We start from the raw sequence: 20,067 nt of genomic DNA on the forward strand, positions 1-20,067 counted from the left end.
AAGGTGACCAAGTTCCAATGATATTGTTAATTGATTGTAATGGAAGTGTAGAAAGCGTTTCTCCTTCACAAATAGGAGCAACAGCTGTAAATATTGGAGTTGTTGCTGGGTTTACAGTAATGGTTCCATTTAAAGTTGCATTTGGAGAACATCCTCCTGATGTTGTTATGGTATAATTAAATGTTCCCGAAACGGTTGGGGTACCTTCAATTTTAAATTGAGTTCCAACTAAACTTGTCGCTACGCCATTAGGCAAACTTCCAGAAGTTATAGCTGCGGTAGTTGCACTGCCACCAATTGAATAAATAACATTCGAAACAGCTTCGTCTTCACAAGTTTGTTGTGAACTGGCACCTTGAGTGAGATTTAATGTTGGACTAATTAAGCAACTGTCAAGTGCACAGGATATTGAATTGGGACCAAAACATTCACTTGGCGTTCCTATTGGAGTTACTGTTATTACGACAGTTTCACCCGGGAGAACATTTTGAACAGTATACGAATAAACTTTGCCAACGAATCCAACGTTAACAGCTGTATTTGTTCCTATTTTATAGGCAACAGAAAATTCCGCTTCTCCTAAAGCCAGCCAATCAAAAGTGATAGAATTAGAAGTTTTTGTTCCACAATAAAGATAGGGAGCTGCAAGGGTACTAAATTGAATATCTATCTCATCACTAACTGGACAAGCCGCCCCAAAAGGAAAGGCTTGAACGGAATATAAGCCTGATTGATTTACGGTGATTTTTGGCCCAAGCTCTCCTGGAATTAAGGTTCCATTATAACGCCATTCATGAATTTCAGTAGCACTTAATCCCGAATTTAAGACTTGGTTTGAAGCACTGCATATCTTCATGTCTGGTCCTAAATTAATCGATGGAGAACTAAAACTGGCTCCTTCTATAAATACAGCCGAATCATAATAATTATCATTACCAGCATTACCAATCGCTAACTTAATATGATAGGTTTGGCCGCAAACAACATTAGCATTTGCAGATAAAACTTTAGTGAATCCATCATATTGAATAGAAGTACCTCCTTCATTATTAACATAGTATTGACAATTGTCGCAGGGTCCCGAATTTGAAGTCCCATTGTTTAAGTTATTGATAGAAACCGGCAGAGTTGTAGTAGGGATTAATGCAATATTTTGCGCTCCTCCCGTAAAAGGGCCTGTAATCTCTGGTCCGCTTAAGAAAAAACCAAAATTATCGTTATAGGTATCATTTACAAATTCAGGATACTCCTCTGAGGCAAAAACAAAATTGAAACTCAATTTATTTCCTGTAGGTATAAAGTCAAATTCAAGAATGGCTACATTCTGAATTGTTTGGTTATTGGATAAAATAGATAAGTCAGCATCTCCTATAAATGGGGTTGTAGTTTCTAAAGTTCCTGATGGATTGTCATTTGGTCCTTTTGCAATTATAGCATTTCCCGTACTTAAAATAATTCCGGTGCTTAAGCCGATGTTGGTTGTGAGTCCATTAGAGAACAGGCCTACTTGATCACTTATTACATCTGCATTGGCGGCAGTACCATTAAATTTAATATTCGAAACGTTAATTCCTTGTCCCACAACTACGTTTTGTACTAATTGTTTGGGGGTTTGAGACGTATTATCGACCACTAATTGCGCATTAGCAACTATACTAAAAAGAATATAAAATAAGAAAGCTATTTTTTTCATTTACAAATCTGGGAAATTGATTTTTCTCTTTCTTATTTTAAATATAGGGATAGTGATAAATTGACTACTTACAAATATACTTAAGAAGTATGTAATCCTTTTCTCTTTTTTACAAAATGTTAAAATAAGTATGTTCTTTTTTTTGAAGGAATTTGTATTTAATTATTCATTTTCGACATTATTTTTTGTAGTACAAATTTTGTTATATTTACTTGCTTTAAAAATTATTTATGAAAAAATTCTACTTTTTGCTATTTGCATTATTTTTAATTACAGGAGCTAATGCTCAAATTATTGAGTTTAAGAGTGCAACTTTTAAGGCAAGGTTATTAATTGCTAATACTGATAATGACATTGCAAAAGACTTAAATGGTGATTTTTGTAAAATAGATGTAAATAATGATAACGAAATACAACTAGAGGAAGCCTTAAAAATAGGTGCTCTTGATTTAAAATCTACTCCTATTGAAGATATTTCTGGTATAGAATTTTTTACAAATTTAAAAAGGTTAAATTGTTGGAACACTAAAATATCTACATTGAACATAAGTGCATTAAAAGAGTTGAAATATTTAGACTGTGCTTGGAATTCAATAAAAACTTTAGATGTCAGCTCACTTAAAAACCTGGAAACTTTAGTTTGCACACAAGGGTATCTTACTTCAATAAATCTTACAGGACTGGATAAACTTCATCATTTACATTTAGATGGCAATGCATTAGAAGATCTAAATTTATCAGGATTAGTAAGTTTAAAATATATTGATTGTGGTTACAATAGACTTACTAAATTAGACTTGTCTGGAATATCCAAATTAGAAGACTTAATTTGTAATGACAATAAGATTACAAACTTTACTAATCTGGCAGATTGTCCCGAAATTACTCGAATGTGGGTGCAACAAAATGAATTAACCAGTATCGATTTTTCAAAATGTACTAAATTAAAGGACTTGTGGGCTGATGATAATAAACTAGTAACTATTGACTTAACAGTGCCAAAAGATATTGGAAATGCTAGCTTTGGAAACAATAATTTATCATCGGTAAAAGTAGATGGTTATAGCAATATCAAATTTATAAGATTATCAAATAATAATTTCACAACAATAGACTTATCTCCTTTCATTCAAATTAACGATGTTGAATGTAGCAATAATAGTGAGCTTACTATGATTTTTGCGAAAAATGGTAGAAATGAAGGTATTTCTTTTGAGGGATGTCCAAAATTAAAATACATATGTAATGATGATATTAAAAATTCAGTAGTAGAATGGTATCTTAAATATTATAATTATACGAATATATCATTAAATTCCTATTGCACATTTGAACCTGGGGGAGTTTTCTATACTATTCAAGGGAAAACTATTTTAGACAGTAATAGTGACGGTTGTGACGCATCTGATTTAGGTTATTCAAATTTAAATTTTTCTATAAGTAATGGGACAACCAAAGGAAATTTAATTTCTAATAGCTCAGGTAATTATAGCATCGCAGTTGGAGAAGGAACTCATACCATTACTCCGATTCTAGAGAATAAAAATTATTTTAATGTTTCACCTACTTCTTTTAATGTTACTTTTCCAACACAAGCTAGTCCATTCACTCAAGATTTTTGTATAACTCCAAACGGTGCTCATCCCGATTTGGAAGTAACTTTATTACCAATAATTCCCGCTAGGCCAGGATTTGACGCCACTTATAAAATCATTTATAAAAATAAAGGAACTAATGTACAATCGGGTTTAGTAAATTTAAGTTTTAATGATGCGGTTTTAGATTATATAACTGCAATTCCAACGGTAAATAGTCAAGTGACAGACAAACTTAGTTGGGATTATAGTAATTTACAGCCTTTTGAAACTCGTGAGATTGTAGTTACTTTTAATGTGAATTCACCAATGGAAACTCCTGCTGTAAATATTGGAGACCGTTTGAGTTTTAATGCACTAATTAATCCTGTATCAGGAGACGAAAAACCTGTTGATAATTCGTTTGCTTTACGCCAAAGTGTCGTTGGTTCCTATGACCCAAATGATAAAACTTGCTTAGAAGGAGATGTCATTACTCCAAGTTTGATTGGGGAATATGTACACTACTTAATTCGGTTTGAAAACACAGGAACCTATCCCGCTCAAAATATTGTAGTAAAAGATCTAATAGATTTAACCAAATTTGATATTTCAAGCTTGGTTCCAACTAAAGGGAGTCATGAATTTGTAACCAAAATTTCAGATGGGAACAAAGTAGAATTTATATTCGAAAACATCAATTTGCCTTTTAATGACGCGAATAATGATGGTTATATTGCTTTTAAAATTAAAACATTACCAACATTAGTAGTAGGAGACACATTCCAAAATGAAGCCAATATTTATTTTGATTATAATTTTCCAATTCTGACTAATAAAGCAACTTCGACTTTTAAAACCTTAGGAACTTCAGATTTTAATTTTTCAACTTACTTTAATATTTATCCAAATCCTGTAAATGAGATTTTAAATATTAATTCTAAACATTCGATAGAGGTACAGTCAATAGCAATTTATGATATTTTGGGGCAAATGGTTATTGTAGTGCCTAATGCAAATTCAGTTTCAAAGATTGATGTTTCTAAACTGGCTACTGGAAAGTACTTCTTGAAAATGAATACAGAAAAAGGAAGTTCTAATATGAAATTTATAAAAAAATAAATTAGTTGTAATAAAGCTTTACTTCGGTAAGGCTTTTTTTTTGAAATAATTTTCATGGTCGAAGAAGATTATTTCAAAAAATAATAATTACTTTTGCAGCCGTTATCACGAATCTCAAAAAGAGATAGCAACCTGCAACAACGAGCAAGGTGCTAAAACGATAAGCCAAATCCTTTGGAAAAAATGTTGTTTTACATTCCCATTTTTTAGCTATCGTTTTTCGTCATATTTATATCATTATAAAACTGATTTATGACTAATTTATTGAAAAAAAAGGGAAATGCCTTTGCTTTAATTCCCTTATTGATTTTTATTTTTATTTTTTTAGGAGCTGGAATATGGCTTGATGATTTTTATGCTTTACCTGCACCAATTGCAGTTGTGATCGGGATTATATCTGCTTTTTTACTATTCAAGAGTTCGTCAGATGAGAAAGTAACGACTTTGATTGCTGGTTGTGGCGAGAGTAAAATTATGACCATGTGTTTGATTTATCTTTTGGCGGGAGCATTTGCAGTTGTTAGTAAAGCAACGGGAGGAGTGGATGCAGTTGTAAGCCTAGGGATTAATACGATTGATGTTGCTTACTTTCCGCTAGGGATCTTTTTAATCGCTGCCTTTTTATCAACAGCTACAGGAACTTCGGTAGGTGCTATAGTTGCTATAGGTCCTATCGCTGTTAATCTAGCTAATTCAAGTGGAGCTTCATTGCCATTGATTGCTGGCGCTTTGTTAGGTGGTTCGATGCTTGGAGATAATCTTTCGATGATTTCAGATACTACAATTGCGGCAACGCAGTCATTAGGATGTAAACTGAAAGATAAATTCAAAATAAATTTATTCATTGCTTTTCCTGCTGCTATTATAACCATTTTAGTCTTCTTTTACTTAGGATTGAACTCTGACATTACTGCCGTGGCGATTCCTAAGACCAATTTTGAATGGATAACTATTGTGCCTTACGTTTTAGTAATTGTACTTGCATTAGTTGGCGTAAACGTCTTTTCGACATTGATTATTGGAACTTTATTGGCTGGGCTGATTGGGTATTTTGGAAATCATTTTACGTTGATGGAATTCGCTCAAAAAATATACGAGGGTTTCACTAGTATGACTGAAATATTTTTACTTTCTATGCTTACTGGTGGTTTAGCAGCAATGGTTGATAAAGCAGGAGGAATTGATTACTTATTATATCAAATCAAGAAGCGCATTAAAAGTAAAAAATCAGCACAGGCTGGAATTGGCGCTTTGGTGGGTTTTACCAATGTGGCTATTGCCAATAATACAGTTTCCATTGTGATAACAGGCGGAATTGCTAAGGAAATTAGTGATGAATACGATTTGAGTCCCAAGAAAACAGCAGCAATTCTTGATATATTTTCTTGTGTAGTGCAAGGCGTTTTGCCTTATGGGGCTCAAGTATTACTGATTTTAAGTTTTGCAAATGGCAAACTTGATTTTATGGATTTAATTACTAATGCTTGGTATCATTTGTTTTTGTTTATTTTTACTTTGGTTGCGATTTATAGTTCTTTTTGGGATAAAATGGTAAAACGATTTCTGGATCTTTAAAATAGGTTCGATTTAGAATGTAAATGAAATTGAAATTTTTTTTAAAAAAGGAATTATTCTATATTTGACAACTGTAAGATAGCCCTGATAGTAGTGGAAATCCTTTTATGTAAGCGCTAGCGGTCATAAAAGATTGAAGCGGATAGCAGGAATAGCTACAAATAAAAATTAAACTAATTTTTGAATATGAAATTACTAGAAGGAAAAGTGGCCATCATAACAGGAGCAAGTCGCGGAATTGGAAAAGGAATTGCGGAGGTTTTTGCAAAACATGGAGCAAATGTTGCTTTTACGTACAGTTCATCTGTGGAATCAGCTTTAGCATTAGAAAACGAATTAAACGCTTTAGGAATAAAAGCAAAAGGATATCAATCAAATGCAGCTGATTTTAATGAAGCACAAGCTATGGTTGATGCTGTAATTGCTGAATTTGGAACTGTTGATATTTTGATCAATAATGCCGGAATCACTAAAGACAACTTGCTAATGCGTATGTCTGAAGAAGATTTTGACAAAGTTATTGATGTTAACTTGAAATCGGTTTTTAATATGACTAAAGCGATTCAAAGAACATTTTTGAAACAACGTTCTGGATCTATCATCAATATGAGTAGTGTAGTGGGTGTGAAAGGAAATGCTGGGCAAACAAATTATGCAGCTTCTAAGGCTGGAGTTATTGGTTTTACAAAATCAGTTGCTCTTGAATTAGGTTCGCGTAACATTCGATGTAATGCGATTGCTCCAGGATTCATTGAAACTGAAATGACTGCAAAATTAAGTCCTGAAGTGGTTCAAGGATGGAGAGACGGAATTCCGTTGAAACGTGGAGGAACTGCTGATGACGTTGCTAATGCTTGTCTTTTCTTTGCATCTGACATGAGTTTATACGTAACTGGTCAGGTTATGAATGTTTGCGGAGGAATGCTTACCTAGTATTTAAAAATTAATGATTTAAAGATTAAAGATTTCAGAATTTTTCAATCTTTCAATCTTTCAATTTTCAATCAAATAAGAAAGAATGACAACAAACACGATCCTACTAATTCTACTTTCCATAGTAATTGCGGGCGGTTTGTCATTTTTTCAGTATTATTACAAGGCCAAAAACAAATCAAACCTGATTTCGTTTTTGGCTTTTTTGCGTTTTCTATCTGTTTTTGGACTACTGTTATTATTAATTAATCCAGTAATCAGTACAAATTCTGAAGAAATAATCAAGCCTACTTTGTCAATTGCAGTTGACAATTCAAGCTCTATTAGGGCTTTGAATGGGGATGAAACCGCTGTTGAAGTATATACCGCATTAGTTGCTGATAAAAGTCTGAACGAGAAATTTGATGTTCAATCCTATCAGTTTGACAGCGAATTTCAGCAATCAGAGAAGTTTGATTTTAAAGGCACGCAAACTAACTTAGACCTGATCGCGAGCAATCTCAAAAATGACAATAGAAATAAAACATTCCCAACCATTATCATTACTGACGGAAACCAAACTTTGGGAAATGATTATGTGTATAGTTTTGATGTTTCCAATAAAGTTTTCCCCATCGTTTTGGGAGATACTACAAAGGTATTGGACTTAAAAATAAATCAGCTGAATGTCAACAAGTATGCATTTTACAAAAATAAATTTCCTGTGGAAGTATTTTTGCAGTATTCAGGAGACAAAAGCTTAACGGCCAATTTTACCATATCTCAAGGATATTCAGTTTTGGCCAAGGAAAATATTTCATTTTCATCGTCTAAGAAAACAGCAGTTGTGAATGTGCTTTTGCCTGCAAATAAAGTGGGCTCACAAGTTTTTAAAGCTCAAATTTCTTCGAATGAAAAAGAGTTAAACACCTATAATAATACTAAGAACTTTGCCGTCGAGGTGATGGATCAAAAGACAAATATTGCTATTGTTTCGGCGATAAATCATCCTGATATAGGTGCAATAAAGAGAGCAATTGAGTCTAATGCACAGCGTAAAGTAACAGTTATTAAACCGCAAGAAATAAAACAGTTAAATGATTATAATGTTTTAATTGTATATCAACCAACGGCTGAATTTAAATCGGTTTTTGAAGAGAACAAATCTACAGGGATTAATACCTTTATAATTACTGGAACTAATACTGATTTTTCCTTTTTAAATCAGCAACAAAATAGCTTAGGGTTTAAGATGAGCAGTCAGAAAGAAGATTATTTGGCAGGATTTAACCCGCAGTTTAATCTATTTGCACTCGATAATATTGGCTTTGAAAATTTTCCGCCTTTAGAAAATAATTATGGAACAATAACTGTTAATGGAGCTGTTTCTGTTTTGCTTTATTCAAAAATAAGAAACTTAGATACGAATTCGCCTTTACTGGCTTTTGCAGAAAACCAAGGCAGGAGGTCTGCTTTTCTTTTAGGTGAAAATATATGGAAATGGAGATTGCAAAGTCACGTAGAAAATCAATCCTTTGATAAATTTGATGTTTTCATCGATAAAACAATTCAGTTTTTAGCGTCTAACAATTCTAAAAAATCATTGGTTGTCAATCATGAAAGTTTTTACAATTCAGGAGAAGCAATAGAAATCAGTGCACAATATTTCAATAAAAACTACGAGTTCGACGAAAAGGCTCGCTTGACTATTTCTGTAATTAACTCGGATACTAAACAAGCAAAGAACTATGATTTATTGAAAAGTGATAACTCCTACAAAGTCAACCTTGACGGACTAGCCGCGGGAAATTATAATTTTAAGGTAACCGAACTCAATTCAAAAACAAGCTATTCTGGTCGGTTCGAAATTTTAGATTTCGATATAGAAAAGCAATTTGTGAATCCAGATCTTCAAAAATTAAACCAGTTAGCAGCTCAGACACAGGGAAAAACTTATTTCCCAAATCAAGTAGATTCTTTGATAAAAAGGCTTCTTGAAGATGATACTTATAAAGCGATACTGAAGAATAATGCAAAAAGAACTCCTTTGATTGATTGGTATTGGTTGTGTTTAGGTATTGTTATGACACTTGCTGCAGAATGGTTTGCCAGAAAGTACAGTGGCTTACTTTAAATATCCTTCGAGATAACAAATTTATGGAATTATGGATTTTAGATTAAAGGTATTCTTTACGGTGGCAAACAGATTGAGCTTTACAAAGGCAGCAACTGAATTATTCATAAGCCAGCCTGCTGTTTCTAAACACATACAAGAACTCGAGGAGGAGTATAAGATTAAACTTTTTGATCGAAATGGAGGCAAAATATCACTTACAGCAGGCGGTCAATTATTGCTTAAACATGTGAAAAATATATTTGAAATCTATCGTGAAATACATTTTGATATGGGAACACTTATCAATCAGCAACAGGGAGCATTAAGATTAGGCGCCAGTACCACTATTTCACAATATATTATACCGCCGCTTTTAGCTCGTTTCCATCAGAAAATGAAAGGTATAAAAGTGAATTTGCTCAATGGTAACACAGAACAAATTGAAAATGCATTGCTTAATAAAGAAATTGAAATTGGAATTGTCGAAGGACAGTCGAAAAACAAATCAATTAAATACACTCCTTTTTTGAAGGACGAACTAGTACTAGTTTGCAACAGTAAGAATCCTTTGGTAAGCAAGCAAGAGATTACAAGGGAAGATCTTAAAAGCATGCAATTTGTAATGCGGGAGCAGGGTTCAGGAACACTTGAAGTTATTGAACATGCCTTGAAACCTTTTGAGATTAAAATTTCGCAGCTTAGTGTTGAAATGCAATTGGGAAGTACTGAAAGTATTAAATCCTATTTAATGAATTCTGATTGTGTGGCTTTTATATCAATTCACGGGATTGAAAAAGAATTAAAAAACAATGAATTGGTCGTTCTTGACGTCAATAATATGGTCATTGAGCGATATTTCTATGTTATATCATTGCAAGGTAAAACTGAAGCATTGTCTGAATTATTTATTAACAATATACTAGATCATCATAATTTAAAGTTATAACAGATTGTTATTTACAATTGGTTAATCCTCTTGAATAAATGCACCTTTGTACAGTAATCATTCAAATATTGTATTTTGGAAAATAATGCACAAAGGGTCGAAAAAAAATCATTGCCTTTTTTGGAAGTAACTAAATTTTATCAGCAAACCATTTTTGGTTTGTTGGTTTTAGTATGTTTGAGCGGATTTATTTCTCCTCCTGTCGCTTTATTGCTAGGTTTGATTGTGGCTAATGTATCAGGGCATCCTTTTTTGCATCTGAATGCCAAAACAATAAACATCCTACTGCAAGTAGCTGTAGTTGGCTTAGGTTTTGGTATGAATGTGAATAGTGCTTTATCTGCAGGAAAAGAAGGGTTTTTATTTACAATTGGATCTATCGTTAGCACTTTAGTTTTAGGAAGTTTACTTGGTAAATGGTTTGATATCGAAAACAAAACATCACATCTTATATCTTGTGGAACTGCAATTTGTGGGGGAAGTGCTATTGCTGCTATTTCTCCGGTAATAAAAGCTGATGAAAAACAAACCTCTGTTGCATTAGGGGTGATTTTTATTCTGAATTCGATTGCCTTGTTTTTATTTCCTGCTGTGGGACATTGGTTGGAATTATCACAGCAAGAATTCGGACTTTGGTGCGCTATTGCCATTCACGATACAAGTTCAGTAGTTGGAGCGGCCAATAATTACGGAGCAGAAGCTTTGCAGATTGCCACCACGGTAAAACTCGCCAGAGCACTATGGATAATTCCAGTAGCTTTAATCACTTCGATCTTGTTTAAGAATAAATCAAGTAAAATCAAAATTCCGTACTTTATAGGCTTGTTTATTTTAGCAATGATAATGAACACTTATGTTCCTCAAACAGCAACGATATCACCTTATTTAGTTTCTGTGGCTAAAATTGGACTTACGGTAACTTTGTTTTTAATTGGAGCTGGACTTAGTAGAAGTGTGCTGCAATCCGTAGGTATAAAACCGTTACTTCAAGGTGTTGCACTTTGGGTGTTTATTGCAGTAGCCAGCTTGGGCACAATTATTTACTTTAATTAATGTTATGAGTGAATTTTTTCCTTCTAATTACGAAGAACTGCAAACGAATGTAATCATACACGAGGGCAACCAAAAGAAAAAAGGCACCAACGAAAAGTGTTTTTATTTCTAGGAAAGTGTATAGAAATCCTCCTAAAATACAACCCAGAAAAAAGAAGACGATTATTGATAATCGCAAGTAGATACTGGCGTTTAGGCTTTTTCTTTCGTTTTGTTTTTTGTAGAAAAACAACTGAGATAGTTCGATTCCTAAATCAGTAAATAGCCCCGTTAGGTGAGTAGTCCTTACAATAGATTTTGATATTTTTGTCACCAATGAATTCTGAATTCCCATAGCAAATAGCATCGAAAAGGCTATCCATTTCCCTTCAAATGTAGACAAGTCGGTTTGCATACCAAAAAATCCAACCGAGCTTAAAATCGCAATCTCTAGTGAAATTGGAATTACATGTAGCAGTTCTGGCTTTCTGATAGCAACGAATTCGGCTAAAAAATTAGATGTAAAAGCGCCCAATAAGAAGAAAATAGTGAAAACAAAAAAGGCAATTGCAGCAGTATAATTGTGTTTGATAACTTCCTCTGCAAAAAAAGCAAAGTGGCCCGTGACATTTGTTGTCAAGGTGTTTACGGCTAAAACTCCGGTGATATTTACGATTCCTGCAACAAATGAAAGTAAAGTAGCCAAACGTAAATTGTGAATGAAAGTTCTGTTTTTTCCTTGATGCCGAAACATAGATATAAATATTTTTTAAATTACTGTAATCTTAAACACATAATTTTTTAATTGTTTAAAAAAAAAATACATTTGTACCACATAAAAATAAATGTAATGAAAAATATCAAGTTTAAGCCTACGTTATTGTTGTTAACTGCAGTAGCCATTTCGTTCCTTACCATATCTTGGGGAATTGTTGGACATGAAAGAATCAACAAAGCGGCAGTTATGGCACTACCAAAGCCACTGCAAACTTTCTTTTATAACCATATCGATTTTATTACTCAAGAGTCTACCGTTCCAGACTTAAGGAAATATATCTTACAAGATAAGGCAGAGAATCCACGTCATTACTTCGACATGGAGAATTTTGGGTCTGTGGATAGTTTTCCAAAAACTATGGCTGAAGCCAAAAAGAAATACGACGATAAGTTCTTGTCTAAAAATGGAACCTTGCCTTGGCATATCCAGGACATGATGGCTAAATTGACTATAGCATTTAAAGAGAAGCGCAAATCAGAAATCTTGTTTATCGCTGCTGATTTAGGTCATTACATAGCGGATGCGCATATGCCTTTGCATACTTCAGACAATCATGATGGTCAACTGACAGAGCAAAAAGGGATTCATTCTTTGTGGGAAAGCAGATTACCTGAGTTGTTTGTAAAGAATTATAAATTCACCGTAGCTCCAGCACAGTATTATGAGAATGTTGATCAGGCGACTTGGGATATGATCAATGATACACATAGTTTAGTACCTGCATTATTGGCTGCAGACAAAGGACTGAGAACTTCTTTGGCTACAAATCAAATCTTTGTTACTGACGCAGCTGGCGCAATTGTAAAAAACAAATACAACGGAGTGAAATATACAGATGAATATGCTGGACAATTTCACAAAGCACTAAATGGAATGGTGGAAAGCCAAATGAAAAAAGCGGTTACAGCAACGGCAAGTTTTTGGTATACTGCTTGGGTAAATGCAGGAAAACCTGATTTGAGTAACTTGGATGCAAAAGAACTTACAAAACGCAATAGCAAAGCCTTAAAAAAGGATATTAAACTTTTCAAAAAAGGAGATTTGTTTGGAATCGAAAGCGATAAAGACGCTGAATAATTGATCTACGATTTAAATTAAAAAAGCCTCTGAATAGAATTTCAGAGGCTTTTTTATTTATTTAATTTTTTTGGTATTTCTTTTTCTTCAACATATCAGATGCCGTTTGATAAAAAGAAATCGTTTCGTTTATTAAATCGGTTCTTTCTGTGGCTAACGGTTTTTGATCATAATACAATTGGAAATCATCTTCAATTCCTTCTCTAGGCAATAAGGTTAACTGAAATTGTTTTACCTGTTGTTTAGGCGAAATAATGGTCAATATATTATCTCTAATCATCCCTAAATCTTGATAAGTAGCAATTAAAGCTCTAGGCTTATATTCTTCTTTTAGTACATCTTGTCCAAAAAATTTGCTTTGGTAATTGAAGTTCAACAGTCCAAAAACGGTTGGCATAATGTCAATTTGGGAAACAAGATTTGTATAGCGTTGTGGTTGTATAAAGCCGGGGCTATAAATCATAGCTGGAATTCTGTATTTGTCAACAGGGAGTTCCGTTTTACCCGCACTAGATGCACAATGATCCGCCAAAATAACAAAAACGGTATTGGCAAACCAAGGTTGCTTTTTGGCCATTTCAAAGAATTTTTTCATGGCATAGTCCGTATATTTTACACCACCATCTCTGGATTTTGCATCTCCAGGAATATCAATTTTATTATTTGGGTAGGTAAATGGTCTATGATTACTAACCGTCATTATATGATTAAAAAACGGCTTGTTTTCCTTAGCCTCTTCATTCATTATTTTGATAGCTTTATTATACATGTCTCCGTCACATACACCCCAAATATTATCAAAAGTGATTTCGTCAGGGGAGAACGTTTTTTTGTCCACAATGTCATAGCCATTACCAGAAAAGAAATCTTTCATATTATCAAAAAAAGAATCACCTCCATAGAGGTATTTTACATTGTATCCCTTTTGTTTGAATACACTTCCTGTTGAGAATTTATCTTTATTATCTTCCCTCTTTACAACACTTTCGCCCGCCGTAGGTGGCAAGCATAAGGTTACAGCTTCCAGACCACGTACGGTTCTGTTTCCAGAGGCGTAAAGATTAGTAAACAATAGACTTTCTGAAGCCAAATTATCTAAAAATGGAGTGAGATTTTTGTCGTTCCCATAGATCTTCATAAAATCAGCACTATAACTTTCAATAGTAATTAAAACCACATTTTTATGATTTTCAGCCGCGGCACTTTTAATATCCCTTAAAGTAGATTCTGTTAACGGTGATTTTATTTGTTTGCCTAACAAGGCGTAAGCTTCTTTTTGGGGAAGTGTTTTGTAAAACTTGAAATAATCCAACTCACTATTCATAAAGGCCAAATAGAATTTATAAACTCCATTTGCCTGCAGCTCATTTGAAAATATATTTTGGGAATTTTCATTGGTTGCCAATGAAGGAATAGCCAAAAGAGAAAGTCCAAACAACACAAGATACAAACCTGAAATTTTGACTTTTTCAACAAAGGTAGGTATGCTGTCAATGTACGATTTTGATCTCCCAACAATAAAATAGCTAACAATACCAGCTATAATAAATAATCCTGTAAATAAAGGAACTACAGGATAAGACTCCATGATGTTTCCTATTACTTCATTGGTGTAAACCAAATAATTTACTGCTATAAAGTTATATTTTACTCCAAATTCATTCCAGAAGAAGTATTCACTAATTGCATTTTGTAAGATCAAAACGACAAACAAAAACACTACAAAGCTGAACAACCAAAACCTAATTTTGTTACGGTATTTTGGCAGAAATAAGAGTAAGCCAAACAATAGTGTTTTGATCCCAACGAAGATTAAACCAATTCTAGGTAAAGCACCTCCGTATTCATTAAGAATTGATTTTCCTGAACCTATGTAAAGAAATAGAGCCACAAAAAGCCCAAAAATCAAGTAGCCATAAGGTTTTAGGTATTTTGAATTTGATATGAAAATCAAGTATAGCCAAAGAAAACTACTTGCGATAATGAATACAAAGAAATCAGAAACAATTCCAAACGTAAAAATTTTTAAGGAGTCAATAAAAGAGAATGATGCTTGCGTAATAGGATGAAAGAGTAATACAATTCTTAAAATAAAACTGACTATAACGTAGAAAATAATAAGATTATAGAAAGGGGATAGTTTTTTTAAAACTGACATATGTTTTTTTTGTGGCAAAATTAAGTAATTTGTTAGGATGACCTACTAACTTACTCTTGGATGTATTCTTAATTTTCGCTTAAGAACAATTGTTTTTAACAATAAGTTGCATTGAATAGAGTTAAATTTGTTGAAGATTAGGGTGTTAAATTAGTAAAAGATATTTTGTAATAATATTAAAAAAAAAGTGAATGAAAAATAAAATGGCTTTCTTATTATTGTTCATGGCGACAATGGGATATTCTCAAAATTGGAACACTGATTTTACTCACGCTACAACCGCGGCCATAGAACAAAATAAACCAATTATATTGGTGTTTTCAGGTTCTGATTGGTGCGCTCCTTGTATTAAATTAGACAAATCCATTTGGCAATCTGAAGCATTTAAAAGTTATGCAGCAACAAATTATATTCTTGAAAGAGCTGATTTCCCTAAAAAGAAACAAAACCAATTGGCAGAGGAAATAAAAAAGCAAAATGAAAGTTTAGCGGAAAAATACAATAAAGAAGGAATTTTTCCTTTGGTTGTTGTTATAGACGGAAAAGGAAAAGTTTTGGGGAAAACGAGCTATAAAAATGTGACTCCTAATGAATATATCGAGACATTAAATTCTTTTCTAAAATAAATTTTGATGCGAAAATCAGCTTTATTAATTTGTTTTTTAATTTCTGTGTTTGCCTCAGCGCAAATTACACATAGAAGAACGCTGTCAATGTTGGGAAGTCCTTTCGAAATGACGGTTGTTGCCAAAGACATTCCACAAGCGGATAGTTATATTGATATGGCTGTAGCCGAAACCTCCCGACTGGAAAACTTAATATCCGATTGGATTCCAACTACACCCATATCGGAGGTAAATAAAAATGCAGGAATCAAGCCTATAAAAGTTCCTCAAGAGGTCTTTGATCTGGTGCAAAGAGCCATTAAAATATCCGAATTAACTTCGGGAGCATTTGATATCAGTTATGCTTCAATGGATAAAATATGGAAGTTTGACGGAAGCATGACTCATATGCCAACAGCAGAAGAAATTAAAAATTCTGTTTCAAAAGTTGGTTATCAAAACATTATCCTAAATTCAAAAAACAATACTGTTTTTCTCAAGAATGAGGGAATGAAACTGGGTTTAGGAGGAATTGGGCAAGGTTTTATTGCCGATAAAATTAAAGCCATGCTTGTGGAAAAAGGTGTTGTAGCTGGAATCGTAAATATTTCAGGAGACATCAATACTTGGGGCAAGCAATTAGATGGAAGTCAATGGAAGGTAGGGATCAAGAATCCTTTAAATAGGGATAAAATTTTTGCCACTTTCCCCCTAGAAGACAGCTCTGTTGAAACTTCTGGAAGTTATGAGAAATATGTCACGTTTAATGGTAAAAGATACTCACATATCATAGATACTCGCACTGGTTATCCTGCAGCAGGTATAATTAGTGTTTCTGTGTTTGCAAAATCAACGGAACTGGCAGATGCATTGGCAACGGGAATTTTTGTTCTTGGAGTTGATGTAGGACTCGACTTAGTCAATCAACTTCCGGGTATTGGCTGTATATATGTTGAGGACAACGGTAAAATATCGGCATCAAAAAATATAGATTTAAAAAAATATAAAAATGAATAAATGGCCCTTTTTTTTAGTTTTATTAGTTGCTATGCAATCGTGCGTAGCCGTAAAAGAATATGATAAATTATACATCAATGACCCTGACATGAAATTAGCAGCAAAATCTGCTGAAAAGTACGAGACTACATTTCAAGTATATCGAGAGGCTGCTGCGGGAGCAAATGGAGGAAAAACAGGTGGTGGTTGTGGATGTAATTAATTAAAAAGATGAAAAAAATAATATTTGTATTTTCTTTATTGATAAGTATAGCTGCCGTTGCGCAGGATAATGATTCAATCACCACTTTTAAAAAAAGAGTTTTAGAAAATACTGAGGTCGATTTTTTATTAAGTTACTACAAGCAAGAGGGGACGCATTCTCCTGTTGGCGGAGGTATTGGATCTGAAAAACTAACTGACATTGCTTCAAATATCGTTGTGGCGGTGCCATTAAATGATGATGATGTTTTAACCTTTGACGTTGGGATATCTACTTATACATCAGCATCGTCTAGTAATATTAACCCGTTTAACTCTAGTAAAACATCAACTTCAGCATACTCTGGAGCTTCTGGAAAAAGTACTTCTACGACAGTAACTTCAGCTCCTTACGGTACCCCTTGGCTGGCCTCTTCGGGTGCTTCGGCTAGCGATGAACTAGCGTCCGTTTCTGCAAATTATAGCCATAGCTCTGATAGTAGGAATACCTTGTGGAATGCTGATGTTTCCTTTTCTAATGAATATGATTATACATCCGTAGGTTTTGGAGGCGGTTTTACTAAATTATTCAATGAGAAAAATACGGAAATCAGTTTGAAAGCCAATGCTTATTTGGATCAATGGCGACCTATTTATCCAACAGAATTACATGAGTACGGAACTTACGGAGCTAATTTTCAGAATCAGGGTTATCTATCAGGAGTGACAATTATGGATAGGTACGGTAATAAATCAACAAATTATTTACCATCGGCATTTACTGAATACACGAATTCGAACAGAAATTCCTATTCCGCTTCTATTTCCTTTTCACAAATTTTAACAAAAAAGATTCAAATGTCTTTGTTTATGGATGTTTTGAAACAAGAAGGATTATTAGGAACGCCATATCAAAGGGTTTATTTTGCTGATAAAGCAAACTATTACATAGGACAATCACAATATATTCCTGTTTATGAGACTCCTGCAAACATAGGTGTTTATCAGTTAGCAGACGATAAAGAGCGATTGCCAAATACTCGTTTCAAAGTGCCAATAGGAGCAAGGCTTAATTTGTATATAAATCAATATGTTGTAGCTAGAACTTACTATAGGTACTATCAAGATAATTGGGGAGTTCAAGCACACACAGCATCTATAGAATTGCCAGTAAAAATAAATTCAAATTTCACTGCTTATCCTATGTATCGCTACTACGCGCAAACAGCATCTGATTATTTTGCGCCCTATGAAAAACATCTTTCCACTGAAAAGTATTATACTTCAGATTATGATTTATCAAAATTTGATAGTAATCAGTACGGATTAGGTTTTACTTACACTGATATTTTTACTAGTGCCAAGATTTTTGTGTTAGGATTAAAATCTATAGATTTACGATTGAATCATTATCAAAGGAGTGATGGGTTATCAGCTAATATTGCTTCACTTGGTTTTAAATTTTTAGCTCAATAGAAGAAAAATAGATATGCTTTAATAGTTAAAAATTGAATAGCTAGTATATCATTGCTCGAAATGGAGTAGGAATTTGTAGGTCTTTAGGGAATATTATTCTCATGAAAAAATATTTATTTCAAAAATTATAAAATGAAAAAATGGTTCCTTTTTTTAGTTTTGATGCTTGTTATGCAATCCTGCGTAGTTGTAAAGGAATATGATAAATTATATATAAATGATCCTGATATGAAATTAGCCGCAAAATCTGCAGAAAAATACGAAACTACATTTCAAGTATATCGTGAAGCGGCTGCAGGAGCAAACGGAGGAAAAACAGGGGGTGGTTGTGGATGTAATTAATTAGAAAGATGAAAAAAATATTAATTGTAGTAGTTCTAATGATCAATTTAACTGCTTTTTCGCAAGAGGATAATAATTCAAAAACTTTTACAAAAAGGGTTTTAGAAAATACTGAAGTAGACTTTTTACTAAGTTACTATAAGCAAGAAGGGACGCATTCACCAGTTAGCGGTGGTATTGGTTCTGAAAAATTAACTGACATTGCGTCAAATATTGTTATAGCAGTTCCACTTAATGATGATGATGTTTTGACTTTTGATGTTGGGATATCGACTTATACATCTGCATCTTCAAGTAATATAAATCCTTTTAATGCTACTGGGGCATCTGGCGGTGGCGGATATGAAAATGATGATAAAAAGGTCAACGGAAAAGCTACAGCAGCTACTAGTCCTTACGGTACACCATGGCTGGCGTCTTCTGGAGCTTCGGCCAGTGATCAACTCGCTTCCGTTTCCGCAAATTACAGTCATAGTTCAGATAGTAGGAATACAATGTGGAATGCTGATGTTTCATTTTCTAATGAATATGACTACACATCCATAGGCTTTGGTGGCGGTTTTACTAAACTTTTCAATGAGAAAAACACAGAGATAAGCTTGAAAGTAAATGCGTATCTGGATCAATGGAGACCTATTTACCCAACAGAATTACATGAATTTGGAACTTACGGTAACAATTTTCAAAATAATGGATTCTTCTCTGGTGTATCTATTTTAGATCAAAATGGAACTGCATCAACAGCATATTTACCATCAGCATTTACAGCTTACACAAGTTCGAATAGAAACTCCTACTCAGCATCCATTTCGTTTTCACAAATCTTGACAAAGAAGATTCAACTGTCTCTTTTTATGGATGTTTTAAAGCAAGAAGGATTATTAGGAACGCCATACCAAAGGGTGTATTTTGCCGATAAGGAAAACTACTATATAGGTCAGGCACAATATATTCCTGTTTACGAAACTGCTGCTAATATTGGAGTTTATCAATTAGCTGATGATAAGGAACGATTGCCAAGTAGTCGATTTAAAGTGCCCATAGGAGCAAGGCTTAATTTTTACATTAATGAATATGTGGTAGCCAGAACTTATTATAGGTATTATCAGGATAACTGGGGAATTCAAGCCCATACTGCATCTATAGAATTGCCTGTAAAAATCAGTGCAAAATTCACGGCATATCCTATCTATCGCTATTATACACAAACAGCATCTGATTATTTTGCACCCTATGAAAAGCATCTATCGACCGAAAAATATTATACCTCTGACTATGATCTATCAAAATTTGACAGTAATCAATACGGAGCTGGCGTAACTTATACGGATATATTTGCTCAAGCAAAAATTTTTGTTTTAGGATTGAAAGCAATAGATTTACGGTTGAATCATTACGAAAGGAGCGATGGATTATCAGCAAATATTGCAACATTAGGCTTTAAATTTGTGGTCGAATAAATAT

The 20,067-nt window shown here is 33.6% G+C and carries 16 protein-coding genes and 1 riboswitch; of the genes, 13 read left to right on the forward strand and 3 right to left on the reverse strand.

The features are described 5' to 3' along the window. A partial coding sequence (locus HJ01_RS17200; protein ID WP_050855239.1) for a choice-of-anchor L domain-containing protein occupies positions 1-1,693 on the reverse strand: 1,693 nt, incomplete at its 3' end. Positions 1,694-1,923: 230 nt separating this feature from the next. Between HJ01_RS17200 and HJ01_RS13955 the strand changes: the two genes are divergently transcribed. The 6 genes from HJ01_RS13955 to HJ01_RS13980 all read left to right on the forward strand — a co-directional run bounded on the left by HJ01_RS13955 (position 1,924) and on the right by HJ01_RS13980 (position 10,991). Next, positions 1,924-4,389 carry a T9SS type A sorting domain-containing protein gene (locus tag HJ01_RS13955; protein WP_007139113.1) on the forward strand — a complete coding sequence of 822 codons (2,466 nt, stop codon included), beginning with the start codon at positions 1,924-1,926 and terminating at the stop codon, positions 4,387-4,389. Positions 4,390-4,486: 97 nt separating this feature from the next. Next, positions 4,487-4,583: riboswitch (SAM-I-IV-variant riboswitch) on the forward strand. 58 nt (positions 4,584-4,641) lie between these two features. Further along, positions 4,642-5,964: a Na+/H+ antiporter NhaC family protein gene (locus HJ01_RS13960; RefSeq protein WP_007139114.1), complete on the forward strand. Its 1,323-nt coding sequence runs from the start codon at positions 4,642-4,644 to the stop codon at positions 5,962-5,964. 186 nt (positions 5,965-6,150) lie between these two features. Then, complete coding sequence (gene fabG, locus HJ01_RS13965) at positions 6,151-6,897, forward strand: 3-oxoacyl-[acyl-carrier-protein] reductase (RefSeq protein WP_007139115.1); 747 nt, start codon at positions 6,151-6,153, stop codon at positions 6,895-6,897. 85 nt (positions 6,898-6,982) lie between these two features. Further along, entirely contained in the window at positions 6,983-9,010 is a 2,028-nt protein-coding gene (locus HJ01_RS13970; RefSeq protein WP_007139116.1) for a hypothetical protein, read from the forward strand. Positions 9,011-9,041: 31 nt separating this feature from the next. After that, complete coding sequence (locus HJ01_RS13975; RefSeq protein WP_007139117.1) at positions 9,042-9,938, forward strand: LysR family transcriptional regulator; 897 nt, start codon at positions 9,042-9,044, stop codon at positions 9,936-9,938. Between the two features lie 75 nt (positions 9,939-10,013). Beyond that, positions 10,014-10,991, forward strand: coding sequence for a YeiH family protein (locus HJ01_RS13980; RefSeq protein ID WP_007139118.1), 978 nt, complete (start codon positions 10,014-10,016; stop codon positions 10,989-10,991). Here HJ01_RS13980 and HJ01_RS13985 read toward each other — a convergent pair. After that, positions 10,984-11,724 (reverse strand): YoaK family protein, encoded by a 741-nt coding sequence (locus tag HJ01_RS13985; protein WP_007139119.1) that lies wholly within the window; start codon positions 11,722-11,724, stop codon positions 10,984-10,986. The genes HJ01_RS13980 and HJ01_RS13985 overlap by 8 nt on opposite strands. 96 nt (positions 11,725-11,820) lie before the next feature. On the opposite strand from HJ01_RS13985, the gene HJ01_RS13990 reads away from it, so the two are divergent. Next, on the forward strand, positions 11,821-12,825 hold the full coding sequence (locus tag HJ01_RS13990; RefSeq protein WP_007139120.1) for a zinc dependent phospholipase C family protein: 1,005 nt from the start codon (positions 11,821-11,823) through the stop codon (positions 12,823-12,825). A 61-nt stretch (positions 12,826-12,886) separates the two neighbouring features. Here HJ01_RS13990 and HJ01_RS13995 read toward each other — a convergent pair whose 3' ends face one another. Then, entirely contained in the window at positions 12,887-14,983 is a 2,097-nt protein-coding gene (locus HJ01_RS13995) for an LTA synthase family protein (RefSeq protein WP_040474000.1), read from the reverse strand. 191 nt (positions 14,984-15,174) lie between these two features. On the opposite strand from HJ01_RS13995, the gene HJ01_RS14000 reads away from it, so the two are divergent. The 6 genes from HJ01_RS14000 (at position 15,175) to HJ01_RS14025 (ending at position 20,063) form a co-directional block, all read left to right on the forward strand. Continuing rightward, positions 15,175-15,609: a thioredoxin family protein gene (locus tag HJ01_RS14000; RefSeq protein ID WP_007139123.1), complete on the forward strand. Its 435-nt coding sequence runs from the start codon at positions 15,175-15,177 to the stop codon at positions 15,607-15,609. A 6-nt stretch (positions 15,610-15,615) separates the two neighbouring features. Continuing rightward, a complete protein-coding gene (locus HJ01_RS14005; RefSeq protein ID WP_007139124.1) occupies positions 15,616-16,605 on the forward strand; it encodes an FAD:protein FMN transferase in 990 nt (329 codons plus the stop codon). After that, positions 16,598-16,807 (forward strand): DUF4266 domain-containing protein, encoded by a 210-nt coding sequence (locus HJ01_RS14010; RefSeq protein ID WP_007139125.1) that lies wholly within the window; start codon positions 16,598-16,600, stop codon positions 16,805-16,807. Before HJ01_RS14005 ends, HJ01_RS14010 begins: the two co-directional genes overlap by 8 nt. Positions 16,808-16,815: 8 nt before the next feature. Continuing rightward, positions 16,816-18,261: a DUF3570 domain-containing protein gene (locus HJ01_RS14015; protein WP_007139126.1), complete on the forward strand. Its 1,446-nt coding sequence runs from the start codon at positions 16,816-16,818 to the stop codon at positions 18,259-18,261. Positions 18,262-18,393: 132 nt separating this feature from the next. Further along, a complete protein-coding gene (locus HJ01_RS14020; protein WP_007139127.1) occupies positions 18,394-18,603 on the forward strand; it encodes a DUF4266 domain-containing protein in 210 nt (69 codons plus the stop codon). Between the two features lie 8 nt (positions 18,604-18,611). Further along, positions 18,612-20,063, forward strand: coding sequence for a DUF3570 domain-containing protein (locus tag HJ01_RS14025; protein WP_007139128.1), 1,452 nt, complete (start codon positions 18,612-18,614; stop codon positions 20,061-20,063). The last annotated feature ends 4 nt before the right edge of the window (positions 20,064-20,067 follow it).

It is taken from the genome of Flavobacterium frigoris PS1 (assembly GCF_000252125.1).
Classification (GTDB): Bacteria; Bacteroidota; Bacteroidia; order Flavobacteriales; family Flavobacteriaceae; genus Flavobacterium; species Flavobacterium frigoris_A.